The following is a 25,697-nucleotide window of genomic DNA, read 5'->3' as shown; positions in this document are numbered from 1 at the left end:
TCGGGCAGGGGGCGCGCAGTGTAGCTGCTGCGGCCGGTCAGCGCTGGCCGCGATTGGCCAGCTCGGTCAGGTACAGGCGGGTGTCGAACTCCAGTTGCAGGTAGTCCGGCTCCATGTGCTGGCACAACTGGTAGAACGCCTTGTTGTGGTCGGCTTCCTTCAGGTGGGCCAGCTCATGCACCACGATCATGCGCAGGAACGCCGCGGGTGCCTGGCGGAATACGGTGGCGATTCGGATCTCGCGGCTGGCCTTGAGGCGGCCACCGTGCACGCGGGAGATGGCGGTGTGGGTGCCCAGCGCGTGCTTGATCACTTCCAGCGTGTTGTCGTAGCAGACCTTGTTCAGCGGCACCGACTTGCGCAGGTAACGGTCCTTCAGCTCCTGGGTGTAGTCGTACAGCTGCCGATCGCTGCGCACCTCGTGCGGGTCGGGATAGCGCTGCTGCAGCCAGGGGCCGAGCTTGCCCTGCGCCAGCAGCTCGCTGACCTGGGCGACCAGGGGTTCGGGATAACCGGTGAGGTACTTCAGGACTGCCATGCAGGGCCGGCGGGGCGTCGGTAGAATGGGGCATCCAAGATTACACGCGGTACGCACCGACCATGGCAAAGCCCAACGCGCTGCAGGAACAATTGCTCAAGGCCGGCCTGGCCAAGAAGTCGCAGGCCAGCGCCGCCGCACGCGAGCAGGCCAAGGCCCGCCAGGGCAAGGCCGAATCGACCTCAGCCGAGGTCCAGCGCGAGGCTGAACGCGCCCGTGCCGAAAAGGTCGAGCGCGACCGCGCGCTGGCCGCCGAGCGCAACGCCCAGGCCAGGCAGGCGGAACAGAAGGCCCAGGCCCGGCAGATCATCACGGCCCACGCGGTGCCGTACAAGGGCGACGATGAGTACCGCTTCAGCGATGGCGCCGCAATCCGTACGTTGCTGATCGATCCCAAGCTGCGCAAGGCGCTGTCGGTGGGCGTGCTGGTCATCGTCGCCCACGGCGACGGCTATGCGTTGCTGCCCCGCGCCGCCGCCGAAAAGGTGCGTGAGCGCGCACCCGAAGCCATCATCGTCGACCACGGCCAGCCGGGCTCGACCGCCGAAATCTCCACCGGCAACGCCGAAGACGACGCCTACTACGCGCAGTTCCAGGTGCCCGACGACCTGGTCTGGTAAGCAAAAAGGGGACGGAGGGGATTAAGTCGCAATCGGCCTGATCGGATCCGTCCGCGTTCTGTTTGGCATCCTGAAGCGCAGCCGAGCATGGCTCGGCTCTACATGAAGGCCTTCCTTTTTGCCGGGGTGTATCGTCCCCATATCGGGCGACACACCTGCGGAGGATAGCCATGGCCACCGGTTGGGCAGGAGATGGCGCGGTCCAGGACCAGATCGACGCCACTGTCGATGATGCGATTGCCCGCGCGCGGCGCCAGCTGCGCGACGGCCCCGGTCTGGAACACTGTGAGGAATGCGACGCGCCGATCCCGTTGGCGCGGCGCCGCGCCGTGCCCGGCGTACGGCTGTGCGTGGCGTGCCAGCAGGCGCATGACGACGAAGCGCAGGCGCATGCCGGCTACAACCGGCGCGGCAGCAAGGACAGCCAGTTGAGGTAAGGGGTGCTCGGCAGGGCTGCGCCCTGCACCCGCGGTAGTGCCGGCCGCTGGCCGGCAACAGCAACAGCTGGCATTCCGTGGGTTGGCAGGGCGGTGTCGCAGTGCGGGGACGCCGTAAACCCGTCCATGGGGGCTTGGCCGCGGCATCCATGCCGCGGACACCCCGCTCCGACACCGCCCCGCCTCTGACAGATTTCCGCGATCGGGAGATCCCGCCGTGCGTGGATAAATCTCCATCGAAATCGAAAATTTCGATATCGGAACGATTTGAGCCGAGCATGGCTCGGCTCTACAGAAGAACGGACAGATCGCGGAAATCTGTCGAAGGCGGGGTGGGGCCGGTTGAGGGGGCGTGAGCCGCATGGATGCGGCGACCGAGCTTACATGGACGTACTTGCAGCGTCCCCCTCAACCGGCCCCACCCCGCCAGCCCACGAAATGCTGGCTTTTGCTGTTGCACTGGCGGTTGATGTTGATTCGGCAGGTGCAGGGCGCAGCCCTGCAAAGCCACCCTCAGCCGTCGCCCTGGATGCCGCCGGGCGCCTGTGCCGGGTCGCGCCAACGGCGCACCGTGCGCTGGAAGAACAGGTTGTTCGGCAACTGCAGCACCGTGCCTTCGTGGCCGTCGCCGGTCTCCTGCAGCGTGGTGTAGATCAGGTTCACGTCGATCACCCGGCCCTTCAGACCGGGCTTCTCGCCGTTCTCCAGCACCTCGATGTAGTCGTGCAGGCGGAACGGGCGGGTGGTGAAGATCAGCAGCGTGCAGAAGATGTTGGACAGCACGCTCCACGCCGCGAAGAAGGCCACGGCACCGACTGCGGCAAAGCCGGTGAACGCCGTCCACAGCACCGAAGGCGACGCGCCAAGCAGGCTGAGGATGTACAGCAGGGCGCTGAAATAGACCACGAAACTGCTGATCCGCCGGGCGCCCATCGCCATCTCGGGCGGCAGCGTGTAGTGCTCGGCGAAACGACGGATCAGGCGCCGCGCCAGCACCCGCAGCAGCCACGCGGCGAGCAGGGTCAGCAGGATCTTCACGGCGATGCCCACGTCATGCAGCCAGGGGTGGGTCCAGGGGGGCAGGTGATCCTTCAGCGACAACATCATGGGGTGACGACAGAGCGAGAAACGGCCCCCGATGTTACCCGGCGCGTGCAGGGGATTCGACCGCCGGGGTCCAGGCCAGGCAGACCAGCGCCTGGCGATGCTGCTGCAGGCAGGCGCGGCCGTGGTCCGGGCGCAGCTGCACTGACAGCCCCAATGCCTGGAGTACGGCGCAGGTGGCGATCACCAGCAGGGCGGCGCAGGCAGGGCTGGACATGGCAGGACTCCCGGACGACGTTTTCGCGAAGGACCTTCCATGGATGCAGCCGCCGCCGAAAAGGTTGCATCGCCCGCCGCGACGATCGGCTCTAAACCTTTTCCCGGGCCGCCGCATCCAAGCGATATGCTCGACACCACCATGCCAGCACCGCCTGCCGCCCACGACGCCATCGACGAACCCGCCCTGGTGCGGGCGGCGGCCGCCGGCGATACCGCAGCGTACGAAAATCTGTACCGGCGCCATGCACCACGCGTGTTCGCCGTGCTGTGGCGGCTGTGTGGCGGCCAGCAGGCACGTGCCGAAGATGCCCTGCAGGAAGCGTTCCTGCAGGCATGGAAGGCGCTGCCGGGGTTCCGGTTCGAAAGCAGCCTGTCGACCTGGCTGCACCGTCTGGGCGTCAACGCCGCACTGATGGAACTGCGCGGGCGCGCTGCCGGGCAGGACCACGACAGCCTGGACGAAGTCGACGGCGGCCTGCAGGAGTTGGCGGTGCACGACCGTTGTGCCGGTACCGAGCGCGACCTGGAGCGCGCCCTCGCGACGTTGCCGCCGAGGGCCCGTGCGGTACTGGTACTGCACGACATCGAAGGCTGGAAACACCAGGAAATCGCCGAGCAGCTGCAGATGGCCGTCGGCAGTTCGAAGGCACAGTTGCATCGTGCGCGCGGCCTGTTGCGCGCACGGCTGGGAGACATGACATGAGTACACACGAACACGATTCCGACCACGACCTTGTGGCACGCTTGCGCGCGCTGCCCAGCGAGCGCGATGTCCCCACCGATGGCTGGGCACGCCTGTCGGCCCGGCTGCCGCCGCGTGAACCGCAGGCAGCACCTGCGCCAACGGACAACGTGGTGGCCCTGCCAACGCGCTCGCGGCGCCGCTGGTGGCTGCCGGTCGGCGCTGCCCTGGCGGCCAGCCTGGCGGTCTACGCCGTGGCACCCTGGCGCCATGCGCAGCCAGACGCGCCGGTGCCATCCACTTTGCAGCTGCAGGCGGCGGCCATGACCGAGCAGTACCAGCAGGCCGTCGCCTCGCTGCCCGATGGCCGCGCGCCGGAATGGCAGCCGGCGTTGCACGAACTGGATGAAAGCGCGGCGCAGATCCGTGCCGCGCTGGCGCAGGACCCGCGAGCGCCGCACCTGCTTGGACAGCTCAGGCGCACTTACGCGCTGCGGCTGGAACTGACCCGGCAGGCGGCCTATGCCGCCGAGTCCGGCCTGACGACCTGAGGAGACCCCCATGACCCGAACCCTGATGACCTGCTGTGCGGCACTGTTGCTGGTGCCCGTAGTGGCCCTGGCTGACACCCGGATCGACGAGCGTCACAACCTGGCTGCGGGCGGCCGCATCGAACTGAGCAACGTGGCCGGCAAGGTGACCGTGCGTGGCTGGGACCGCAACGACGTGCAGCTCACCGGCACGCTCAGCGACGGCCTGCAGCTGCGCCAGGAGAAGAGTGCCAACCGCGTGCGCTGGGAGATCGAGTATCCGCGCCGCAGCAACAATGGCGGCGCGACGCTGGTGCTGAACGTGCCGCGCTCGGTGGAGCTGCTGCTGAGCACGGTCAGTGCCAGCCAGGACATCAGTGGCATCGACGTGCGTCGGCTGCAGGCCGACACCGTCAGCGGCAGCCTGAGCGCGGCGGGCCGCAGTGGCGACAGCAAGCTCAACACGGTCAGCGGCAGCGTGAGCGCCCGCCTGCAGACGCCGAAGCTGGATGTGAACACGGTCAGTGGCCGTATCGACGCAGGCGGCGGCGTGTCCGGCGACATCGGCGCACAGACCGTGTCCGGACGGGTCGAGGTCGATGCCGGCCGGGTGCAGCGGCTGGCGGTGGAAACCGTATCGGGCAGCATCGACCTGTCGGCGGCCGGGTTGGCGCCGGGCGGTCGCATCAATGTTGAATCGGTGAGTGCGTCGGTCAACCTGCGGCTGCCACGCACGGTCTCGGCGCAGCTGTCGGTGAACAGCTTCAGTGGCTCGATCAACAGCGATGCCGGCCAGGTGGAGCGCCCGCGCTACGGGCCGGGCAGCCATCTGGACACGCGCCTGGGCAGCGGCGATGGTGACATCCGCATCCAGTCGCATTCGGGCAGTGTGCAGGTGCGCCTGGATCGCTGAGCGCGGTCCGGCAGGCCGCGGCGGCAGCGCCGCCGCGGTCGGAGCGGGGTCAGCTGGCTTTTTTCAGCGCCCAGGTGGTGCCGAGGACTTCGATCTTGCCACCGGCCTTGCGGAACGCTGCCAGGTCCGAAGCGATCGAATCGCTGCTGACCACGGTGCTGGCGGCCGCGCCCTTGCGTTCGCTGCGGATGCTGTTGCTGGCCTTCGCGGGGGTCTTTGCCTTGCGGGGCATGGTTGCTCCTGTCAGGTGGAAGGGGAGGAAAGCGCCCAGGCGTCGGCCTGGCGCAGGTAGTCCTGCCGCTCGCGGCGGCAGTCATCGCCGCCCATCGAAAACTGGCGGCAGATCGCCGGGCGCTGCGAATAGATCGTGCAGCGCAGGTGATAGGGATCGATCGCCGCGCACCAGCCTTCCTCGTTGCGCGCCATCACGGCACGGCCGTGGGTGTCGCGTGACAGGAACTGGCCGGGCACGTGGTCGCCGGGCTGCAGCAGTACCGGCAACCGGCAACAGACCGCGTCACAACGGCGGCAGTCGATGGGTGCAGGTGCTGCGTCAGGTTGTAAGGCCACGGGGGCCTGGCGGGTGCCCAAAGCGGGTCTCGATGGCGGCTCCGGTAGTACGCGGACCATGAACGAGCCAGGAAGGCATGGCCGCTAGGCCCGCAGGACGGGCCAGGCTGCACTGTGGACACACACCGGCGTGGCCAGTGGAAGGTGCAGCGGTGGTTCTAGCCGACCAAGGGTAACTTAGACCCCGTAACGTTTTGTTAATCCCGGCTGGCTGCCGCCAGAGCAAGGCCCTGGACCACGCCCAACGAGGGCTCCCCATGGACCATGCGGGCCCCCGGGAAGGCCTGCGCCACCGCCTGGCGCAGGTACCCGGCGCGGGACATGCCGCCGGTCAGGAACACCGCGTCCGGGTCGCCGCCGATGTCGCTGCGGACCTGGGCGAGCAGCTCGCGGATCTGCTCCAGGTAGCCATGCGCGGCGGCGGCCAGGCCGTCGGCGCTGCTGTCGGCATGCAGGTCGCGGGCGATGTAGTCCAGCGTGCTGCGGTGCTCGCTGGCGGTGCTGAGCGCGATCTTGGCGCGCTCGACGTCGCGGTACAGGCGGGCGGTGTTGCCGGTGTCCTGCAGGGCCTGCAGGCGCGCGCCCCACGGGGCGTCGACGTGATCGTACTTGTGCAGGCGGAACTCGCGCTGGCGGGTCATGTCCTGCACGGTGGCCGCTTCGACGTAGTGGTGGGCGGGCACGCGGGTGACGCCGCGGCCGAACAGTGGCATGTAGCTGGACAGGCTCAGCGCCAGGTCGATATCGGTACCGCCGCAGGCGATACCCCAGGCGCGGTGGATGCGCGGCGCGTCATCGCCGCCGACTTCGGCATGGGCGATGTCGGTGGTACCGCCACCGATGTCGACGATCACCGCCTGGTGTCGCTCGCGGCTTTCGGCGTGGTAATGCATGGCGGCCGCAGCCGGTTCCTCGAGGAAATCGATCTGGTCGAAACCGGCCTGGGTGGCGGCGTCGCGCAGGATGTCCAGCGCCTGGTCGTTGCCGGCTGCGCCGATCGAACTGCGGAACTGCACCGGGCGGCCGAGCAGGGCGGCGCGCAGCGGCTGGCCGAGCTGGGCGCTGGCGGTCAGGCGGATGTGTTCGAGGATGTGCGCGGCGATACCGGTGATGGTCTGCTTCGCGCGCGGGTGCAGGTTGTAGCCCAGCATCGATTTCGGGCTCTGCACCAGGTTGCCTTCGTGTTCCTCGAAATAGGCGTCCAGCGCGTCGTCGCCATAGACCGCGTTCTGCAGCAGGTCGCTGGCGCTGCGTTCCTTGCCGGCGCGGGCTTCCATCCATTCGCGGCGCAGGGCGCGCAGGGCTTCGCGGCGCAGCGCCTGCGGCGTGCGTTGCTGGCCGGCGGCACGGGCGGCGCGCGTGGCGCTGTCGATCATCTGCTGCAGCTGGTGTTCCTGGCCGTCATCGAGCTGGAAATCGTCCGGGTCGGGTACCACGCCGGGGAAATACACGCTGGTACGGAACTGCTCGGCGTCGCCGAAGCGGATCGGCAGCAGTTTCCCCTCATGCACGATGGCGGCGGCGGAGTTGCTGGTACCGAAGTCGATGCCGAGGCGCATGGGGAGTTCCGGGGGCGATCAGGGGCCGCGCACTCTGCTGCAGTTCGCCGCCGACTGCAAGTTTCCACAGCCTCTAGTGCCGGCGCAGGCAGGGCCGCCGGCCGCCGCGCGCAAAGGCAAAGGCCCGGGGAGCCGGGCGGTTACAATGGCGGCTGTTGATTCACTTTGAGGTACTTGCTGATGTCTTCTGCCCCCGCCTGCCCGCAGTGCACGCTGGAAAACACCTACGCCGATGGCGCGCTGTGGATCTGCGCCGACTGCGGTTTCGAATGGACCGCCGAGGAAAGCGCCGGTTCCACCCTGGTCGTGCGCGACAGCAACGGCAACACCCTGCAGGCCGGCGACACCGTCACCGTGATCAAGGACCTGAAGGTGAAGGGCTCCTCGATTCCGCTCAAGCAGGGCACCGTGATCCGCAACATCCGCCTGGTCGAGGATGATGCCGAGCACATCGAAGGCAACTCGGACAAGATCAAGGGCCTGGTCCTGAAGACCTGTTTCCTCAAGAAGGCCTGACCGGCCTTCAGCGCCTGGCCTGCTGCTGCGCGCGCCAGCGGGCCAGGCTGTCCAGCTTGGCCTGGTAGCGCGCCTGCTGCGGCGCCCCACCCAGTTCCTGCGCGCGCAGCAGCTCACGATCGGCGCGCTTGAGCTGGCCGGCCAGGAAATAGGCCCGCGCCAGCCCGAAGTGGAACTGATGCGCGGTGTCGTACAGGCGCACGGCCTGCCGGTAATGGCGGATCGCCTGGTCCAGTTGGCCGGCTCGCTCGGCTTCGGCGCCCAGCATGTACTGCGCGAACGGGTCCTCGCGCTGCACCGACTGCAACCGCTGCTCCAGCGCCTGCGCCTGCACGTTCATGCCCAGCCTGCGGTACAGCGCGCTGGCGTTGGTCAGTGCCGCATCCTGGCGACCGTCCAGGCGCAGCGCCGTTTCCAGTGCCCGGCGCGCAGCGGCTGTATTGCCGGTCCGGTTCTCCAGCACGCCCAGGTTGTTCCAGGTGGCGGCAAAGCCGGCGTCCTGCGCCAGCGCCGTGTTGAAGAAGGCACGTGCGCCGGTCAGATCGCCGCTGGCCATGCGTTCGGCGCCACGGTTGTTGTAGAAGTGAGCCAAGGCCCGTGCCTGGCTGATCGGCAGCGGCCCGCGGCGGTCGTACAGCACGTTGCGGTCCAGGTCGACCGTGGCGAAGCGGTCGGCGAAGCCGACCCCGGCATTGACGTGGCCCACGCTGTAGACCAGCCCCTGTGCCTGGTCCTGGTACCACGACACCACCTGGCCGACTTCCTGCACGCGCGCTTGGATGCCGGCCTCGCGGGCCAGCGCGACGAACATCAGGGTGAACGCCAGGCAGTTGGCGCGTCGCTGCTGCCAGATTTCGCTGACGGTGAGGGTCGCGTCGGCGTCGTACTGCAGGTCGAGGCCATGGCGGTCGAAGATCATCTCCACCAGGGCCTGCAGGCGTTGCTCGCGCGAGTAGCTGCGATTGATCACCTGCGTGCGCAGCATGTCGTGCATCGCCGGTGGGATCGCGAACACCTGCGGCGGCGTCGGAATCGTCGGCGCGACAGGGCTGGCCGCGACCACGGGGGCTGCGGTCGCCGCACGCTCCTGCGCGACTGCAGGGGATGCGGCCAAGGCGGCCAATGCGAGCAGTACGGATCGGGCGGCAGGACGGCACATGACGGTTCCCGGCAGCGGCGGGCGCTTCCGCCTGAGGGCGAGTGTAGACCTGTGCACGCACCGTTGCGGTGACCGCTGGTCGGGCCGGATGTTCATCCACAACCGGTGTGGACCAGTGCTCGACAAAGCTGTGGACAACCGCGTCCAGGCCTGGCCGGGCAAGCATTGTGAGCGGCTGGTGAAAAAATCGCCCGCTTGCCCGCCGCCGACGCAGGCGGGATGATCGGGGCATGGATTTTTCCCCGCTGACGCTTGCTCCGGCACAGTGGCAGGCGCTGCAGGACCGTTATGCAACGCCACCACGCGCCTACCATCACTTCGGCCACGTGCGCGCGGTGCTGCAGCACTGCCAGGAGGTCGCCGACGGCCCCGGTTGGCAGCACCCGGCCGAGGTCTACCTGGCCGTGCTCTACCACGACGCGATCTACGTGGCGGGACGCAAGGACAACGAGGCGCGTTCGGCGCAACTGGCGCTGCAGGTGATCGCGCAGGCGCCGGAACTGGCGACCGTCGATGCCGCCCGGGTCGAGCAGTTGATCCTGCTGACCGCCCGCCATGGCGAGCTCGGTCCGGATGATGTCGATGCCGAGGCGGCGCTGTTCCTGGACTGCGACATGGCGATCCTGGCAGCGCCCGAGCCGGTGTTCGCCGCCTATGACCGTGGCGTGGCCGAGGAGTACAAGGGCGTGGTGCCAGGCTTCCTGTACCGGGCCGGCCGCCGTCGTTTCCTGCAGGGGCTGCTGCGTGCACCCCGCATTTTCCTCAGTGATTTCTTCCATCAACGCCTGGATGCGGCTGCCCGCGACAACCTGCGCCGCCAGCTGGATCGCTGAGTCCGCCCGCTACACTGGCGCCCGTTTCCACCGATTGCCTTCCCACCGTGTCCGTCCCTGATCCCGATCCCCGTCCGCAGCCACCCGAAGAGCCCGGTCCCAACGAATGCTGCGGCAGCGGCTGCCCGCTGTGCGTGCTGGATCTGTATGCCGACGAGCTGCAGCGTTATCGAAAGGCGTTGGCCGAGTGGCAGGCACGGCACCCGGAGGCGTCCCCATGAGCCGCGCGCGTCCGGCGGCGCTGCTGGCGACGGCGGCGCTGCTGCTGTTCCTGGCGACCGCGCTGTGGACCCAGTTCGTCCGCACCGACCTGGACTGGGTGCGGGCCACGCTGAGCCTCTACCTGCACGGGCCCTGGGGGCTGGCGTTGCGCGCGGCCTACTGCGTGCTGGCAGTGGCGATCGCCCTGCTCGGCATCGCCCTGTATCGCGACAGCATCGGCCCGCGGCGCAGCGCGGCGGCACCGCTGCTGTTCACCGTCTCGGCGCTGGGCCTGGCCACGGTCGCCATCGGTGACAGCTGGCTGCCCGACGCCACGCCACTGCTGGCGCCGTTCATCCATGGGCTGGCGGCCAACACCGCATTCCTCTGCGCCAGCGTCGGCATGCTGCTGCAGGCCTGGTACCTGCGCCGCGAACCGGGCTGGCAGTCTGCCGCCGGCCTGCTCTGGGGCTGGGCCTGGCTGGCCTTCGTGCTGTTGTGGCTGCACGTACTGTGGCGCGGCGGTCCGCCCCGTGGGCTGGGGCAGAAGGCCGTGATCGTGGTGATCGTGGGCTGGCTGCTGTACCTGGCGCTGGCCCTGTACCGTCGCAGCCGGCGCACCGCTGCCTGCTGAAACCCCCAACGGCCTGCACCGGTACGTGCCGTGCACGTGGAGGCAGCGTATCGTGTGCGCATTCCATCGGGGATGCGACATGAAGCGTGCAGGGCTGGGCAGGGCAATGGGTGTGGTGCTGGCGCTGGCGGCGCTGCCGGCAACAGCGGCAGCGGCCGTGCAGCAGTTCAGCCATGGGCGGTTCGAGCAGATTCCGGTGCACCTGCCGGCCGGTACCCCGCAGCGGGTGGTGATCTGGTTCCACGAACCGACTCCCGGTGGCGATACCAGTCGTCTGCCGATCGAGGCCCTGCGTGCCGACGGCGCGATGGTCGCCGCCGTGGACATCGCGCACCTGCGCGGCGTGCTCAAGCGCGAAGGCAACCCGACCTGTTCGTTCGGTTCCGGCGATGTCGAGAATTTCTCGCGCTGGCTGCAGGCTTCGTTGCATCTGCCCGGGTACCACCTGCCGCTGGTTGGCGGCGATGGCGAAGGCGCTGAAATGGCCTATGCGCTGGCTGCGCAGGCCGATACGCAGGTGTTCGCCGGCCTGCTGACCACCGGCTTCTGCCCGGACCACGCCCACGAGCGCATGGTCTGCGGCGATGGCGTGAAGCACAACCGGCTGCAGCCGGCCGAACTGAACTTCCCGTGGTTGAGTGCAGCCGGTGACCACGGCTGCAAGGTGGGCGAGGCCAGCAGGTTCGTGCAGCAGGTGGCGATGGCGCGCGAATTCAAGCGCACCGCGCGCGGTGATGCATCGCCGGGCCTGGTCGCCGCGGCCCGCGTGATCGGTGCGCAGGCGGGTGTCAGCCTGGCACCGCCACCGGCCGCGCTGAAGGGCCTGCCGATAGTGGAAGTGCCGGCGAGTGGCAACGGTGACACGCTGGCCGTGTTCGTGTCCGGCGACGGCGGCTGGGCCGGGTTGGACAAGGACGTGGCGTCGTCGCTCAACGAGCACGGCGTGGCCGTGGTCGGCATCGACTCGCTGCGCTACTTCTGGAGTGAACGCACGCCGAAGGGCTTTGCCGCCGACCTGCAGAAGATCATCGACCACTACCGCCAGCAGTGGCACCGCGACAAGGTCATGTTGATCGGTTTCTCGCAGGGCGCCGACGTGCTGCCGGCCACCATCAACCAGCTTGACGCCGGCACCCGTGAAGCGCTGGAGCGTATCGTGCTGCTGTCGGTGGGCAAGAAGGCCGACTTCGAGTTCCATGTCAGCAACTGGCTGGGCGGCGGCGGCGATGGCCTGCCGATCGCGCCGGAAGTGGCCAGGCTGCCGGCGGAAAAAACGCTGTGCGTGTACGGCGACAAGGATGAGGACGCATTGTGCCCGGACCTGCCGGCCAATGACGGCGTGAAGAAGGTGAAGCTGCCGGGTGACCACCATTTCGGTGGTGACTACGATCGCCTGGCCGAAGTGATCCTCAAGGGCGGCACGTAGCGTCAAGCCATGCCGACGGCTGTCGCCGACGTGTCGACCAAGGTCGACACCCACCGGGCGGCAGGTGGTGCCGGGCATGCCCGGCGGTATGCGGCGTCAGTTGCGCCGCGGGTCCAGCGAGATCAGGCGCGTGGCGTCCAGCAGCGCCGCCGGCAGGTGCATGCCGCCGGGTGCCGCGAGATAGCGTGGCCGCCACTGCGGGTCGAACTTCGACTTGAAGCGGCGCAGGCCACTGAACCCATAGAAGCGTTCGCCATGCCGCGCCAGCAGGCCGGCCAGGCGGTTCCAACGGCCGGCCAGCCGATGCTGTGCCAGCCCGGACAGCGGCGCCATGCCCAGCGAGAAACGCGCATAGCCCTGCGCCCGGCCCCACAGGAACAGCTCGATGAACAGGAAGTCCATCGTGCCCTTCGGTGCTTCGTTGACGTGGCGCATCAGGTCCACCGACAGCTCGGCACCGGCCGGCGCCTGCCACAGGTTGGCGAATGCCACGATCTGGCCTTCGGCCTCCACCAGCGCCACCGGGAAGCGCACCAGGTAATCCGGGTCGTAGCTGCCGAGCGAGAAGCCTTTTTCGTCGCCGGCCTTGTCTTCCAGCCAGGCGTTGGAGATGGCGTGCAGGCGTGGCAGCAGGCTGGGGATTTCCTCCACCGGCGCGACGCGGAACGACAGGCCGCTGCGCTTGCCGCGGTTCCAGGCCTGGCGCAGGTCGGCGCGTTCGCGGCCTTCCAGGCCGAAGTCGTGCAGCGGCACCATCGCTTCTTCGCCCAGCTTGACCAGGCCCAGGCCCAGGTCGAGATAGGTCTGCCAGTAGGTCTCGCCCACCTGATAGAACACCGGGCGCAGGCCAAGCCGGTCGGCTTCCTCGCGGAAGCGCCAGATCAGCGCGCGCGCCACGTCGGGGGGACCGACCGGATCGCCCATCGCGATCAGCGAGCCGCCGTAGCGTTGCATCATCACGAAGCCCTGCCTGGCATCATCGCGCAGCACCGCCTTGTCAGCGGTCAGCACCAGGCAGGCCTGGGTGTCGGTGGCACCGGCCAGGACTGGCGCCAGCGATTGCAGCGTTGCTTCATCGGCGGCTGGCAGCGGGCTGCGCGTGCTGTGCAGCAGCCGTGCCAGGCCGAACATCACCAGCGCGATGGCCACCACCAGCAAGGCACGCAGCGCACGCGGCGCGTTGCCGGACAGCGCGAACTGCCACCACAGCTCGTTCTGGTATTCGACATGGCTGTAGGTGAAGAACAGCAGCCAGGTGACCGCCACCAGCACCAGGCCGAGGTTGCGCAGCCATGGCCATGACCAGGCTTCATCCAGCAGTGCCCCCTGGCGGTAGAACTCGCGCCGTGCAGCCCACAGCGCCATCGCCACCAGTACGGCCGAGACGGCGATCAGCGGTTGGCCACCGCGCAGCCACAGCGGCAGCGGGGTGACCACGCACACCGCCATCGCCAGCATCCAGGCCGCATGGCTGCGCCGGGCCAGGCCCTGGCCGATGAGCAGCAGCGCCACGCCACTGAGGCTGCCGATCAGGTGCGAGGTTTCCAGGATCGGCAGCGAGGCGTTCACCAGGTGACGGCGCGGCGTCGGCAGTGTGCCGTCGATGACCAGCGCCGCGCCGATGCTGAACACCGCCAGTGCGATGATCTGCGGCAGCCACGGGCGCAGTGCGTTCCAGCCGGCACGGGTCGCGCCGGCACTGGCCTGCAGCGGCTGCCGCAGCGCGGGTGCGAGCGCAAGCAGCGTGGCCAGCACCAGCGGCAGCACGTAGTAGGTGACGCGGTAGATCAGCGCCGCCGCCAGGACCGCCGCCGGCGCCACCTGCGGCAACAATTTCAGCAGGCTCCACTCGAACACCCCCAGGCCGGCCGGCACGGTCGAGACCAGGCCGGCCAGCACCGCGACCAGGTACAGGCCGACGAAGCCGGGCAGGCCGGTTGGCGTGGAGTCCGGCAGCAGTACGTAGAACGCGGCACTGGCCAGCACCAGTTCGATCACGCTGAGCACGGTGACGCCGAGCATGGTGCGGCGGTCGGGCAGCCACAATGCATGGCCGAACACACTGAACTGCCGTCCATTGCGGCCGACCAGCAGCACCGTGCCGGCATAGGCGAGCAGGGCGACGATGCCGACGATGCGCACGGCATCGGGATCCAGTGGCAATGCCAGCGCCGCCGCCGCCGGTTCCATGCACAGCGCCACACTGATCAGCAGCCACGCACCGAACACGAAGCCGAGCGTGCTCATCAGCACCACCTGGCCGATCTGCGCCAGATCGAGGCCGGCCGTGCGATAGCCGCGCAGGCGCACCGCGCCACCGGTCAGCGCGGCAAAGCCCACGGTCTGGCCAAGGGTGTGGGCCAGGAAAGCGGTGATGCCGATGCGGGCCGGATGCACGCGGATGCCGCTGCGGCGCAGGCCGATGGCATCAAAGCCGATCAGGCAGGCGTAGCTGGCCAGCCCCAGCACCACGGTCAGTGCGATCTGGGTGCCGCTGAGCTGGCGGAAGGCGTGGCGGATGGCGCGGTAGCCGTTCTCATCGAACTCGCTGGCCAGGCCGTGCAGCGCCAGGGCGAGGATCAGCAACGGGATGACGATGGTGGCGACCCGCTTCCAGGTGGGCGTGGAAGGAGCAGCGGGGGATTCGGTGGGGGCGGTCATCGGCGCAAGGGTGCGTCAGGGAGGGCGAGTGCGGTGTCAACGCGGGGCGTGGCGCATCCTGCGCCTGTTGCCGCCATTTGACCAGCGGCCGTGTCGGAGCGCGGTAGTGCGGCTGCGTGGCCGCTCGCCCCTGCACCCATCGTTGACCGGTTTGGAGGACAATGCAGGCCTGATCACCCGCAGGAGCCACGCCCATGATGGAGCGTTACGACGTCGGACCGCGCATGTCCGAAATGACCGTGTACAACAAGGTCGCCTACCTCTCCGGCCAGATCCCGGAAGACACCAGCCAGGACATCACCGGGCAGACCCGTCAGGTGCTGGCAGAGATCGACAAGTTGTTGGCGTTGGTCGCCAGCGACCGCCAGCACGTGCTGCGCGCGGAAGTGTTCCTGGCCGACATCGCCGATTTCGAGGGCATGAACAAGGCGTGGGACGAGTGGGTGGTCGAGGGTGCGACTCCCGCCCGCGCAACCTTCGAGGCCAAGCTGGCCCATGCCGAGTGGAAGGTCGAGATCGTCGTGACGGCAGCGGTGCCGTAACTGCGGGATGGGGTCAGATCCCTTTCCTGCGGAAAGGGATCTGACCCCTGTCATAGGGGCAGTAACTCGATGCAGTCCACCGGGCACGGCGGAATGCACAGTTCGCAGCCCGTGCACAGCTCGGCAATCACCGTGTGCATGTACTTGGCGCCGCCGACGATGGCATCCACCGGGCAGGCCTGGATGCACTTGGTGCAGCCGATGCAGTCGGCTTCCACGATCAACGCCACCTGCGGCGCCTTGTGCTCGCCGCGCGAACGGTCGAAGGGCAGCGCCGGGACACCCAGCACCTGGGCCAGCGCGCGTGCACCGGCGTCGCCGCCCGGCGGACAGCGGTCCACGCCGGCTTCACCGCGCGCCATCGCCTGCGCGTAGGGGCGGCAGCCGTCATAGCCGCATTGCCCGCATTGGGTCTGCGGCAGCAGCCGGTCGAGGCGTTCGGTGAGGGGCGGGATCAGGCTCATGCGTGGCGAAAGGCTGCGCGTCAGGGTCACTTCAGGGGTTTGCCACGGAACCAGCGCTCATGCGCCAGCGCCAGCATCGGCTTGTCTTCGGAACTGTCGCCGTAGGCATGGATGCGCACATAACGCGACAGATCGTACTGGCGTCGGATGTGCTCGACCTTGCGCGGGCCACAGTCGCCACCGGCGTAACGGCCGGTCAGGCGCCCCCCCTGGCTTTCCAGCCGGTTGCAGATCAGCTGCAGGCCCAGCGGCTCGCACCACGGCCGCAGGTACAGGTCCAGCGAGCCGGACACGATCACCACGGTGTGCTGCTGTTCCTTGTGCCAGCGGATCTGCTCGAGCATCTCCGGCCGCACCACCTCGGGCAGGACCTCGCGCGAGAAGCCGGTCGCGAGCGTGGCGATGTCATCGCTGTGGCGGTCGCTGAAGGTCAGGCGGGTGACGCGTGCGCGGATGCGTTCGGCCGAGATCAGGTTCAGCTTGTACGCCGCCAGCCACGGACCGACCTTCCACCACGCCTGCGCCAGCTGTTCGGCGGTGGCCACACGGCGCAGGAAACGGCCATAGGTATCGCAGGTGGTCACGGTGTGGTCGAAGTCGAACAGCGCCAGTTCCATTCCGTCGCCTTCCATCACGTTGCCTCCGCTGGCCATGGGCACCGGCGGGCGCGGCCCTGGCCACGCCCGCTGCAGGCATCAACGCACCGGCATGCCCGGCTGCGCGCCGCTGTCGGCGTCCAGCAGCGCCAGCGCGCCACCGTCGAAACCGGCCGACAGGATCATGCCTTCGCTCAGGCCGAAGCGCATCTTGCGCGGGGCCAGGTTGGCGATGAACACCACGCTGCGGCCGACCAGCTTTTCCGGCTCGCCGTAGCTGCCACGGATGCCGGAGAAGATCTGGCGCTTGCCCAGTTCGCCGGCATCCAGTTCGAAGCGCAGCAGCTTGTCCGAACCGTCCACGAACTCGCACACCAGCACCTTGCCGATGCGCAGGTCGAGCTTGGCGAAATCGTCGATGCCGATGTAGGCCGGGGCGTCGGCGCCCTTGGCTTCGTCCTTGGCAGGTGCCGGTGCGGCCGGCTTGACCGCTTCGGTCCTGGCGGCGGGAGCGGCCGCGGCGGCCGGCTGCAGGGTGTCCTTGGAGGCGTCGATCATGGCGTCAATCTTCTTCGGGTCGATACGGGTGAACAGCGGGGTGTAGTCGGTGATGCGGTGGCCCAGCAGCGGCTGTGCCAGTTCGGTCCAGTCATTGACCGGCGCGGCCAGGAAGGCCTCGGCCTGCGCGGCGGTGGCCGGCAGCACCGGCTTCAATGCGGTGACCAGCACGCGGAACAGGTTCAGGCCCTGGCTGCACACGGCCTGCAGCTGCGCGTCGGCGCCTTCCTGCTTGGCGATGACCCACGGCTTGACGTCGTCGATGTAGCGGTTGGCTTCGTCGGCCAGGGTCATGGTCAGGCGGATCGCCGCGGCCGGGTCGTTGCGCTCGTAGGCTTCACGGATCGGCGCCAGGCCGTCGACGAAGCGCTGGTACTGCGCCGCGTCGGGCAGCTGCGCGGCCAGCTGGCCGTCGAAGCGCTTGCTGATGAAGCCGGCGCAGCGGCTGGCCAGGTTGACGAACTTGCCGACCAGGTCGGCGTTGACGCGGGCAATGAAGTCACCCAGGTTCAGGTCAAGATCGTCGACGCCACCGCCGGACTTGGCGGCGTAGTAGTAGCGCAGCGCCTCCGGTTCCAGGCCGGCGTCGAGGAAGGTGCGGGCCATCACGAAGGTGCCGCGCGACTTGCTCATCTTGGCGCCGTCCACGGTCAGGTAGCCGTTCACGTGCAGGCGCGTCGGCGCGCGATGGCCGGTCCCGTGCAGCACCGCCGGCCAGAACAGGCCGTGGAAATTGACGATGTCCTTGCCGATGAAGTGGTGCAGCTCGGTGGCGGTGCCGGCGCGCAGGTGCGCGTCGAAGTCCTCGCCGAGCTTGCCGCACAGGGTCTGGAAGCTGGACAGGTAGCCGATCGGCGCATCCAGCCAGACGTAGAAGTACTTGCCCGGCTGGCCGGGGATCTGGAAACCGAAGTACGGCGCATCGCGCGAGATGTCCCATGCGCGCAGGCCACCTTCGGCGTTGAGCCACTCGCCCAGCTTGGCCTTCACCCCCGGCAGGGCGACATCGCCGGCCAGCCATTCGCGCAGGAACGCATCGAAGTGGCCCACCTCGAAGAAGAAGTGTTCCGAATCGCGCATTTCCGGCGTGGCGCCGGAAATGACCGAACGCGGCTCCTTCAGGTCGGTCGGCGCATAGGTCGCGCCGCACACTTCGCAGTTGTCACCGTACTGGTCGGGGCTGCCGCAGTTCGGGCAGATGCCCTTGACGTAGCGGTCGGGCAGGAACATGCCCTTGGCCGGGTCATAGAACTGCGCCACCGACCGGCGGCTGATGTGGCCGGCCGCTTCCAGCTTCAGGTAGAACTGCTCGGTCAGCGCCTTGTTGGCCGCCGAGTTGGTCGAGTCGTAGTGGTCGAAGGCCACGCCGAAGGCAGCGAAGTCACGTTCGTGGCTGGCCTGGATGTTGGCGATGAAGGTTTCGGGGGTGACCCCGGCCTTTTCCGCGGCCAGCATGATCGGCGTGCCGTGGGTGTCGTCGGCGCAGACGAACCAGGTCTTGCCGCCGCTCATTCGCCGCGCACGCACCCAGATGTCGGCCTGGATGTAGCCGACCAAGTGGCCCAGATGCAGCGGGCCGTTGGCGTAGGGCAGGGCGGTGGTGACGAGCGCGGTACGGGTCATGGTCGCGGGGTGGATCCAAGGGGAACCGCAGATTATCGCACGCCCGCAACGGCGTGACCCGGCCGGGGCCGGGTCACGGGAATGAAGCGCGGGCGGGTGCTTACTCGCGCTGCCAGGTCTGCGCGCGGCAGATGAAGGCGATGCAGCCGGACACGTCCAGCCGGGTGCCGCCAGGCTGCAGTTCCATCTTCGACTTGTAGGTCTTGCCGTTGGCCGGGTCGAGGATGGTGCCGCCGGACCACTTGTTGGCACCGTCGGGCTTCAGGTTCCAGAGAATGGTCATGCCCTTCACCGGCTTGTTCTTGTTGGCGCCTTCACAGCCGTCACAGACCGGGTTCGGGCCCTTGTCCGAGTGCAGGATGTCGACCACCTTGCCGCTCAGCGTGCCGTTGGCGGCCTGGGTGATCTCGACGATCGACTTCACCTTGCCGGTCTTGTCGTCGATGGTCTTCCAGCGGCCGGCGGCGCCGTCGGCGGCCTGCGCCGACAGGGCGGCCAGGCACAGCGGCAGTGCCAGCAGCAGGGTCTTGAAGGTGTTGCGCATGGTCCCCTCCCAGGGTTCATTCCGGCACGGTGCCGGTACGGGTCGACTGTATACCCATTCGGCGGGGTATGGGGAAGAGGGTCTTTGCAGGGCTGCGCCCTGCACCTGCGGTAGTGCCGGCCGCTGGCCGGCAACCTCAAAAGCAAAGGCGGCTATCCGTGGGAGGGCGGGGCGGGTCCGGTTGCGGGGGGCGCTGCAAGTACGTCCATGTAAGCTCGGTCGCCGCATCCATGCGGCTCACGCCCCCGCAACCGGACCCACCCCGCCTTCGACAGGTCTCCGCAATCTGTCGGAATGGCACGGCCTGCTCTGGGTGGGTGTCGATGGGGTCAGATCCCTTTTCCGTCGGAAAAGGGATCTGACCCCCAGGGACGTCAACCGACTTCGTACAGCTCCAGCGGCAGGCCGTCGGGGTCGGCGAAGAAGGTGAAGCGGCGGCCGGTGTATTCGTCCACGCGGATCGGTTCGCACGCCACGCCATGCGCTGACAGGCGCTGGATGAACGGCTCCAGCGTGGCGACCCGGAACGCAAGGTGGCGTAGCCCCTGCGCTTCGGGGCGGCTGGGACGGGGCGGCGGCGAGGGGAAGGAGAACAGCTCCAGCTGGCCACCGTCGGGCAGGGCCAGGTCCAGCTTCCAGGAATCGCGCGCGGCGCGATGGTTCTCGGCCAGCACGCGCAGGCCGAGGATGCGCACGTAGAAGTCCTTCGAGCGCGCGTAGTCGCTGCAGATCAGTGCGGCGTGGTGGATGCCCAGCAGGGCGTCGGATTCGATGTCCATTGCAGCGGTCATTGCAGCACGTCCAGCCAGCGCTGGGCGATCTTCTGCGCCAGCGGATAGGGCTCGGGGGAATTGCGGTTGGTCAGCACGATCACGGTCAGGTGCTTTTCCGGATGGCGCACGATCACGTTGCGGAAGCCAATGCTCTCGCCGCTGTGCCATTGCACCGGGCCATTCAGGCGCCAGCCGAAGCCGTAGTGCGGCACATCCGGTTCGGGCGTCGACGTGGCCGGGCTGAACATCGCGCGGCGCGAGGCCTTCGACAGCAGGCGGTCGTCGTACAGCGCCGCATCCCAGCGGGCCAGGTCGTCCAGCGAGGAATGGATGCCGCCATCACCGAGCACGGCACTGGTGGTGCTCTGGTCGGTGCGCTGCCAGCGGCCCTCGAGCCAGCTGTAGCCGTAGGCCCGCGCGGCAACGGTGTCGATGCCGTCCTGGTGGGCCACGGTGTGGGCCATGCCCAGTGGGCGGAAGATGCGCTGCTGCAGGAAGGCGGCGAAATCCTGGCCGGAGGCGCGGCCGACGATCAGTGCCAGCAGCGCATAGCCGCTGTTGCTGTAGTGGTACTGCGTGCCGGGCGCGAAATTCAGGCGGTCCTGGTGCGACAGCAGGGCCAGTACATCGGCGTCATGCACCTGCCGAGGGTCAGCCGGATCCATCAGGTCTTCGTAGTCGAGCAGGCCGCTGGTGTGCGAGAGCAGCTGGCGGATCGTGATGGCGGCGGCAGCCGGCGGCAGTTCGGGCAGCCAGCGCCGGGCCGGCTGGTCCAGCCCGAGCCGACCGTCTTCCACCAGCAGCAGCACCGCCGCAGCGGTGAACTGCTTGCTGACCGAGGCCAGCCGGAAGTTGCTTGCGGGGGTGACGGCGGTGCCGTCCTCCACCACCGCCAGGCCGTAGCCACGGCTGAACACCGGTTGCCCGTCGTGCAGCACCAGGACTGCGGCGCCGGGCACCTGGCCATAGTAGGCCTGCATCAGGCCGTCGACGCCGGCTGTCCGGTGGGGTCAGCACCGGCGCGGCGGTACCGGCCAGAGGCAGCAGTCCCAGCACGGCGGCGAACAGAGCGACGGCAGGGCGCATGGTGGCTCCGTAGGGGTCAGGGTGAAGGGGCAGGCGTGGCGGTGGTAGGCTGTGCCATCCAGCGTTCCATCTTGCGGTCCAGCACGTCCAGCGGCATCGAGCCGTCCTTCAGCAGTTCGGCGTGGAAGCGGCGCAGGTCAAAGGCTGCACCCTGCCGTGCCCTGGCCTTGTCGCGCAGGGCGACGATGGTGGTCAGACCGGCGACGTTGGACAGCGCCTGGCCGGGCTGGGCCATGATCCGCTCCACCTCGGCGTTGGCGTCGTCACTGCTCATGTCCACGGTCTTCTGCAGGTAGCTGACGGCCTGCTGCTTGCTCCAGCCCTGTGCGTGCACGCCGGTATCGGCCACCACGCGGGCGGCACGCAGCAGGCGCGAGTACAGGTAGCCGATGCGGTCGTAGGGATCGGTGTAGATGCCCAGGTCTTCGCCCAGCGTTTCGGCGTACAGGCCCCAGCCTTCGACGAAGGCGAGATCGCCACCGAGGCGGCGGAAGCGCGGCAGCTTGGCCAGCTCCTGCTGCAGGCCCAGTTGCACGTGGTGGCCGGGAATCGCTTCGTGCAGGTACTGCACCGGCACGTTCCAGCGCTTGCGGCTGGGCAGGTCGCGGGTGTTCACGTACAGCACGCCCGGTTGCCCGGCCGCAGACGGCTGATAGGCCGCCGCGGCGGCGGTCAGCGCACGCTCCGGTTCCACCGCGCGCACGTCCAGTGTCGACTTGGGCAGCGTATCGAGCACCTGTGGCAGGCGTGCGTTGACCTGCTGCTGCACCTGGCGGTAGCGGTTGATCAGCGCGTTGGCATCGCCGTACTGGAACTGGCGGTCGTTGCGCATGCTGCGCAGCAGCTTGGTCGGTGTGCCGCGCAGCCTGGCGTCCTTCATCACCGTGGCGATCTGCGCCTGCAGCTCCTGCACGCGTTGTTCGCCCAGCGCGTGCAGCTGCGTTGCGGTCTGTTCGCTGGCCGTGGTCTGCACGATCAGGTTGGCATACCAGGCCTGGCCATCGGGCAGTGCACCCAGCCCGCTGCTGGCGCGCGTGGCGGGCAGGTATTCGGTGGCGATGAAGCCGCGCAGGGCGCGGTAGGCATGATGCGCAGCTCGATCATGCGCTTGTACTCGGCGCTGATGCGCGCCTTGTCCTCGGCCGTGATGGTGTTCGGCATGGTACGGATCGGCGACCAGAAGATGCTCTCTTCGGCGGTCGGCTTGATCACCGCATCCAGCTGCGGCAGCACCTTTTCCATCAGGTCGCGCGGCTGCACCACGCCGGCCTTCATGCCCTGGCGCATGTTGTCGATGGCCTGGTCGAACAGCTCGGGAATGCCGAGCGATCGGCGCGACCACGTGTCGTAGTCCTGCACGGTGTTGAACGGCTGCGCGCCGGCACCGGAACCGAGGATCGCCATGATGCTGCCGATGTTGTAGTACTGGCTGATCGGCATCATCCAGCTCGGGTAGCGTTCGGCGGCCAGCGAGGCGCGCGCGTCGCGCACGAAGATCTCGTAGCTGAGCAGGTCCTGGCCCTGCAGGCCGTCACTGCCGAGTTTTTCGACCTTGCCCAGCCACTGCGTGGTGAAGTCGTGCGACTGCTGGCGCCAGGCGGCGGACAGGATGTTGGGCAGCTGGTCGTTGTAGCGCGATTCCCCCTGGAACGTGGCCTGCAGCGGGTTCAACCGCATCGAGGCATCCCAGTATTCATCGTACAGGCGCTCCAGCTGCACCTGCTTGGGCACGGCACGGGCCGGTGCAACCGGACGCGGCGCGGCGCGGCGCGCCGAACTGCCGCGGGCCGGCGCGGTGGCGCGCGCGGGCCTGGCCTTGGGCTTGGCGGCCTGGCGGGTCTGCGCGGCGGCAGGGCGGCTGGCCTTCTTCTTCGCTGCCTCGGCCGACGGCACGGCACTGAACAGGAACAACGCGGCGATGGCGGCGGCCAGGACGCGGGTGGGATGCGGCATCAGGAGCTTCCGTGGAACACAGACCGTGGAGCTTGCACGATCCGGCCGCGTACGGCCAGCGTGAAGGCGCAGTCAGCTTTTCGCCGCTGGGGCTTCAGTCAGCCGCGGCCGCGGCGCGCAGCGCGGCGGCCCGGTCGGCGCCCAGATAGCGGGTGATCGCCCGCCGCATCAGGTACAGCAGCGGAATCAGCGCGATCGCAAAACCCATCTTGTAGATGTAGTTGACGCTGCTGACGGCCAGGAACAGCGAGGTTGGCCAGTGCTGCGGGCCGAGCACGAAGGCGATCCAGATCACCACGAAACTGTCCACCACCTGCGAGATCGCGGTCGATCCGGTCGCACGCAGCCATACGTGGCGCTCGCCCGTGGCCTGGCGGATGCGATGGAACACCGCCACGTCGATCAGCTGGCCGAGCAGGAAGGCCACCAGTGAACCGGCGATGGTCCACATGCCCTGGCCGAACACCGCCGCGAATGCGGCCTGGTAATCCGGCACGCCGTGGCCGTCCATCGAGGTGACCCACCAGCTGGCCGGCGCCAGCGAGATCGCTGCGAAGGCGAACAGGAAGCCGTAGGCGATCAGGACCACGGCCAGCCACGAGATGAAGCGCACGCCGCGCTTGCCGAAAAACTCGTTGATGGTGTCGGTCATGATGAACACCACCGGCCACAGCAGGGTGCCGGCGGTGAAGCTGAGCGAGCCGGTCTGGCCGAACAGGTTCCAGTTCAGCGGGGCGATGCCGAGCGTGTCTTCCAGCGCGAAGATCTTCACCCCGATCAGCTCGGCCAGCACCGCATTGCCGCAGAAGAACGCGGCCAGCACGATGAACAGCAGCACCGCACGGTCCTGCAGCGGGCGCTCGATCGGCGCGGTGGTCATTCGGCGCGTTCGCCGGCGCGGGTGAACGGTACGCTGGACGGCGCGACCGCGCCGCCGGAAATGATGAAGCTCATGGCCTGGTCGACGGTCCAGTCGGTTGGCGTCAGCAGCTCGACCGGCACGATTTCCAGGTAGCCCGAGGTCGGGTTCGGCGTGGTTGGCACGTACACCGCGGCCAGCTCACGGTCGGTGCCGTGTTCCTTGATCACGCGGGTGACCAGCCCGACCGACTTCATGTCCCGGTGCGGAAAGTCGATCAGCACCACGCGCTGGGTACTGCCCGGCTCGGTCTGCAGCATGTCCAGCAGCTTCTTGGCGCTGTCGTAGATGATGCTGGCCAGCGGAATGCGCTTGATGACCGCACCGACCCAGCGCAGCAGGCGCTGGCCGAGCACGCGGCGGCTGGCCACGCCCACCGCCAGGATCACCAGCAGGGTGGCCAGCAGGGCGATGGTGTCCTGGATCCACTCGGCACGCACCCAGCCCAGGTAATGCGGGAAGCTCGTCGCGATCTGCTCGGAAAGCGGCACCACCAGCGGGCTGGAAATGCCTGACAGCAGCACGAACACGAACTTGACCACGACCCAGGTCAGCCAGATCGGCAGCAGGGTCAGCAGGCCGGTCAGGAACAGGCGCTGCAGGGAAGGGCGGGGGACCAGGGCGGGGGCTTCGAGCGACATGCGCGCATTGTAGCGGCCACGGCCGGTCGATTACGCTGGGGAATCGACTGCGGCAACGACACATGGAAGGGAAGCTGTGTTGAAGATTCTGCGCGGACTGGGCTGGACCGTGGCCGGCCTGCTGGTGCTGGCCATCGTGGTGTGGGGCGCCTCGCGCATGTGGCCGGTGCCGGAATCGCGGCTGCAGGCCCAGCAGCGCCTGCAGGCGCGCCTGCCAACCCCGGGCCACAACGGCTTCGCGCTGCTGTGGACGCTCGCGTTCGATGATCTCGACACGCGCCAGCGCGAACAGGCGCTGGCGGGGGATGTGCGACGCTGGGAGGCGGATGAGCGCGGCGAAAACGTCGCCCGTCCGCGGCTGGCAGAGGATCACCACGCGCTGCAATCGCGGCCGGCGGCCAGCTGCGGACCGACCGCCAGCGACTGCCTGCGTCAGGTGCGCGCGGATCCGCAACGCTTCATCGATGCCCACGCGGGCCACCAGCAGTTGCATGCGCGCCTGGACCAGCTGGCCGATGCGGACCATTTCGCATCGCCGTTCCTGCCCCGGGGCGAGGCCATCCTGGTGCCGTTGCCGACCTATGGCCTGATGATCGATGCCACCAGCGCACGCGCGCTGGCGTTCGTGCAGGGTGATACCGACGGCGCCCTGCGCGGCAGTTGCCGCGGCCTGCAGCTGGGGCGCCGGCTGCTGACCGGCGGCAGCTACCTGGTGGACAGCATCGTCGGCGCCAGCTTGGTGCAGGCCAATGCCCAGCTGCTGGCCGACATGCTGGTCGAACTGCCGGCCGACCACCCGCTGCCGGCCGAATGCGAGCAGGCGATGCGGCCGATGCTGGCCCCCGAACAGAGCCTGTGCCGGGCGATGCAGGGCGAGTACGCGATGACCCGGGCGGCGATCGAAACCTCGGCGCAGGCATTCGGCGGTGTGCTGGTACTGGATCGCAACAGCACCCTGGCACGCGCCGCCGGCAACATGGGCTGGGCCTGTGGAGCCGCGGCCACGGCCGCGCTGGAAGCGGACCGCCCACTGCCGGTGCCTGCGCCGCCGCAGCACGACTTCGGCTGCCTGTCGAATCTCATGGGGTGCGTGCTGACCGATATCGCCGGCCCGGTCTATCCCGCGTACGCGTCCCGGCCCCAGGATGCCGCGGCGATGGTGCGGCTGATCGGCGCGCAGCGCTGGTTGCGGCAGCAGGCCGAAGACCCGGTGGATGCGTTGCAGCACCTGCCGGACCGGTTCCGCTCACCGGTGCGGGCACCGCAGCTGTCGGCCGATGGCCGCCGCCTGCAGGTGCCGCGGCGTTCACCGGCGCGCAGCAGCGACGAGAGCCCGTGGCTGTCGGTGCCGCTGGTGATGGAGAACGCCCCGGGCGCTGCTGTGCGCGACTGACCA

The 25,697-nt window shown here is 68.6% G+C and carries 27 protein-coding genes and 2 pseudogenes; 12 read left to right on the top strand and 17 right to left on the bottom strand.

Annotated features, from left to right (window positions below; genetic code table 11):
• Positions 1-37: 37 nt before the first annotated feature.
• Positions 38-538 (bottom strand): M48 family metallopeptidase, encoded by a 501-nt coding sequence (locus NSQ78_RS15930; protein WP_043035443.1) that lies wholly within the window; start codon positions 536-538, stop codon positions 38-40.
• A gap of 62 nt (positions 539-600) precedes the next feature.
• On the opposite strand from NSQ78_RS15930, the gene NSQ78_RS15925 reads away from it, so the two are divergent.
• Positions 601-1,158, top strand: coding sequence for a DUF2058 domain-containing protein (locus NSQ78_RS15925; protein WP_049467917.1), 558 nt, complete (start codon positions 601-603; stop codon positions 1,156-1,158).
• 170 nt (positions 1,159-1,328) lie between these two features.
• Positions 1,329-1,595 carry a DksA/TraR family C4-type zinc finger protein gene (locus NSQ78_RS15920; protein ID WP_053461018.1) on the top strand — a complete coding sequence of 89 codons (267 nt, stop codon included), beginning with the start codon at positions 1,329-1,331 and terminating at the stop codon, positions 1,593-1,595.
• Positions 1,596-2,108: 513 nt separating this feature from the next.
• Here NSQ78_RS15920 and NSQ78_RS15915 read toward each other — a convergent pair.
• Entirely contained in the window at positions 2,109-2,702 is a 594-nt protein-coding gene (locus NSQ78_RS15915; RefSeq protein WP_080355517.1) for a mechanosensitive ion channel family protein, read from the bottom strand.
• Positions 2,703-2,736: 34 nt separating this feature from the next.
• Positions 2,737-2,916 carry a hypothetical protein gene (locus tag NSQ78_RS15910; protein ID WP_049465095.1) on the bottom strand — a complete coding sequence of 60 codons (180 nt, stop codon included), beginning with the start codon at positions 2,914-2,916 and terminating at the stop codon, positions 2,737-2,739.
• A gap of 126 nt (positions 2,917-3,042) precedes the next feature.
• Here NSQ78_RS15910 and NSQ78_RS15905 point away from each other — a divergent pair, with 126 nt between their 5' ends.
• Genes NSQ78_RS15905 through NSQ78_RS15895 form a run of 3 tightly spaced genes read left to right on the top strand, consistent with a single transcriptional unit; the run spans position 3,043 to position 5,043 of the window.
• A complete protein-coding gene (locus tag NSQ78_RS15905) occupies positions 3,043-3,621 on the top strand; it encodes an RNA polymerase sigma factor (RefSeq protein ID WP_064238971.1) in 579 nt (192 codons plus the stop codon).
• Complete coding sequence (locus NSQ78_RS15900; RefSeq protein WP_064238970.1) at positions 3,618-4,151, top strand: hypothetical protein; 534 nt, start codon at positions 3,618-3,620, stop codon at positions 4,149-4,151. The genes NSQ78_RS15905 and NSQ78_RS15900 overlap by 4 nt, the downstream gene beginning before the upstream one ends.
• 10 nt (positions 4,152-4,161) lie before the next feature.
• Entirely contained in the window at positions 4,162-5,043 is an 882-nt protein-coding gene (locus NSQ78_RS15895) for a DUF4097 family beta strand repeat-containing protein (protein WP_049465089.1), read from the top strand.
• A 49-nt stretch (positions 5,044-5,092) separates the two neighbouring features.
• Here NSQ78_RS15895 and NSQ78_RS15890 read toward each other — a convergent pair whose 3' ends face one another.
• The 3 genes from NSQ78_RS15890 to NSQ78_RS15880 form a co-directional block, all read right to left on the bottom strand.
• A complete protein-coding gene (locus NSQ78_RS15890; RefSeq protein ID WP_005410566.1) occupies positions 5,093-5,275 on the bottom strand; it encodes a hypothetical protein in 183 nt (60 codons plus the stop codon).
• 11 nt (positions 5,276-5,286) lie between these two features.
• Positions 5,287-5,535, bottom strand: a complete 249-nt coding sequence (locus tag NSQ78_RS15885; protein ID WP_229302009.1) for a YkgJ family cysteine cluster protein — start codon at positions 5,533-5,535, stop codon at positions 5,287-5,289.
• Between the two features lie 275 nt (positions 5,536-5,810).
• Entirely contained in the window at positions 5,811-7,172 is a 1,362-nt protein-coding gene (locus NSQ78_RS15880) for an Hsp70 family protein (protein ID WP_064238969.1), read from the bottom strand.
• Positions 7,173-7,352: 180 nt separating this feature from the next.
• Between NSQ78_RS15880 and NSQ78_RS15875 the strand changes: the two genes are divergently transcribed.
• Positions 7,353-7,688, top strand: coding sequence for a zinc ribbon domain-containing protein YjdM (locus tag NSQ78_RS15875; protein ID WP_010482882.1), 336 nt, complete (start codon positions 7,353-7,355; stop codon positions 7,686-7,688).
• Between the two features lie 7 nt (positions 7,689-7,695).
• On the opposite strand, the gene NSQ78_RS15870 is transcribed toward NSQ78_RS15875, so the two are convergent.
• Positions 7,696-8,847 carry a transglutaminase-like domain-containing protein gene (locus NSQ78_RS15870; protein WP_053461011.1) on the bottom strand — a complete coding sequence of 384 codons (1,152 nt, stop codon included), beginning with the start codon at positions 8,845-8,847 and terminating at the stop codon, positions 7,696-7,698.
• Between the two features lie 230 nt (positions 8,848-9,077).
• Between NSQ78_RS15870 and NSQ78_RS15865 the strand changes: the two genes are divergently transcribed.
• From NSQ78_RS15865 to NSQ78_RS15850, 4 genes are all read left to right on the top strand, one after another.
• A complete protein-coding gene (locus NSQ78_RS15865; protein ID WP_053461010.1) occupies positions 9,078-9,680 on the top strand; it encodes a hypothetical protein in 603 nt (200 codons plus the stop codon).
• Positions 9,681-9,727: 47 nt separating this feature from the next.
• Entirely contained in the window at positions 9,728-9,901 is a 174-nt protein-coding gene (locus NSQ78_RS15860) for an oxidoreductase-like domain-containing protein (RefSeq protein WP_074724965.1), read from the top strand.
• Positions 9,898-10,515: a DUF998 domain-containing protein gene (locus NSQ78_RS15855; RefSeq protein ID WP_053461009.1), complete on the top strand. Its 618-nt coding sequence runs from the start codon at positions 9,898-9,900 to the stop codon at positions 10,513-10,515. Before NSQ78_RS15860 ends, NSQ78_RS15855 begins: the two co-directional genes overlap by 4 nt.
• 79 nt (positions 10,516-10,594) lie before the next feature.
• Positions 10,595-11,941: an AcvB/VirJ family lysyl-phosphatidylglycerol hydrolase gene (locus NSQ78_RS15850; RefSeq protein ID WP_064238968.1), complete on the top strand. Its 1,347-nt coding sequence runs from the start codon at positions 10,595-10,597 to the stop codon at positions 11,939-11,941.
• A 96-nt stretch (positions 11,942-12,037) separates the two neighbouring features.
• Here NSQ78_RS15850 and mprF read toward each other — a convergent pair whose 3' ends face one another.
• Positions 12,038-14,602, bottom strand: a complete 2,565-nt coding sequence (gene mprF, locus NSQ78_RS15845; RefSeq protein ID WP_064238967.1) for a bifunctional lysylphosphatidylglycerol flippase/synthetase MprF — start codon at positions 14,600-14,602, stop codon at positions 12,038-12,040.
• 194 nt (positions 14,603-14,796) lie between these two features.
• On the opposite strand from mprF, the gene NSQ78_RS15840 reads away from it, so the two are divergent.
• Entirely contained in the window at positions 14,797-15,144 is a 348-nt protein-coding gene (locus tag NSQ78_RS15840; protein ID WP_049465077.1) for a RidA family protein, read from the top strand.
• 50 nt (positions 15,145-15,194) lie between these two features.
• On the opposite strand, the gene rnfB is transcribed toward NSQ78_RS15840, so the two are convergent.
• The 9 genes and pseudogenes from rnfB to NSQ78_RS15795 form a co-directional block, all read right to left on the bottom strand.
• The gene (gene rnfB / locus NSQ78_RS15835; RefSeq protein ID WP_049465097.1) at positions 15,195-15,608 is read right to left on the bottom strand and encodes an Rnf electron transport complex subunit RnfB; all 414 of its coding nucleotides are present in this window, start codon (positions 15,606-15,608) and stop codon (positions 15,195-15,197) included.
• 26 nt (positions 15,609-15,634) lie between these two features.
• A complete protein-coding gene (locus tag NSQ78_RS15830) occupies positions 15,635-16,225 on the bottom strand; it encodes an HAD family hydrolase (RefSeq protein ID WP_064238966.1) in 591 nt (196 codons plus the stop codon).
• Positions 16,226-16,303: 78 nt separating this feature from the next.
• Positions 16,304-18,385, bottom strand: a complete 2,082-nt coding sequence (gene metG / locus NSQ78_RS15825) for a methionine--tRNA ligase (protein ID WP_064238965.1) — start codon at positions 18,383-18,385, stop codon at positions 16,304-16,306.
• Positions 18,386-18,485: 100 nt separating this feature from the next.
• The gene (locus tag NSQ78_RS15820) at positions 18,486-18,929 is read right to left on the bottom strand and encodes a DUF2147 domain-containing protein (RefSeq protein ID WP_049465074.1); all 444 of its coding nucleotides are present in this window, start codon (positions 18,927-18,929) and stop codon (positions 18,486-18,488) included.
• A 374-nt stretch (positions 18,930-19,303) separates the two neighbouring features.
• On the bottom strand, positions 19,304-19,708 hold the full coding sequence (locus tag NSQ78_RS15815) for a VOC family protein (RefSeq protein WP_057494626.1): 405 nt from the start codon (positions 19,706-19,708) through the stop codon (positions 19,304-19,306).
• Positions 19,709-19,716: 8 nt separating this feature from the next.
• Positions 19,717-20,788: pseudogene (locus NSQ78_RS15810) on the bottom strand (serine hydrolase domain-containing protein).
• A gap of 16 nt (positions 20,789-20,804) precedes the next feature.
• Positions 20,805-22,465, bottom strand: a pseudogene (locus NSQ78_RS15805) (DUF885 family protein).
• Positions 22,466-22,835: 370 nt separating this feature from the next.
• A complete protein-coding gene (locus NSQ78_RS15800) occupies positions 22,836-23,621 on the bottom strand; it encodes a queuosine precursor transporter (RefSeq protein ID WP_053461001.1) in 786 nt (261 codons plus the stop codon).
• A complete protein-coding gene (locus NSQ78_RS15795; RefSeq protein WP_049427719.1) occupies positions 23,618-24,301 on the bottom strand; it encodes a DUF502 domain-containing protein in 684 nt (227 codons plus the stop codon). The genes NSQ78_RS15800 and NSQ78_RS15795 overlap by 4 nt, the downstream gene beginning before the upstream one ends.
• Positions 24,302-24,377: 76 nt before the next feature.
• Between NSQ78_RS15795 and NSQ78_RS15790 the strand changes: the two genes are divergently transcribed.
• Positions 24,378-25,694, top strand: coding sequence for a hypothetical protein (locus tag NSQ78_RS15790; protein ID WP_064238962.1), 1,317 nt, complete (start codon positions 24,378-24,380; stop codon positions 25,692-25,694).
• Positions 25,695-25,697: the final 3 nt, after the last annotated feature.

This window comes from Stenotrophomonas sp. FSL W7-1447, from assembly GCF_037966425.1.
Taxonomy (GTDB): Bacteria; Pseudomonadota; Gammaproteobacteria; order Xanthomonadales; family Xanthomonadaceae; genus Stenotrophomonas; species Stenotrophomonas pavanii.
This window is presented reverse-complemented; position numbering and strand designations above follow the sequence as displayed.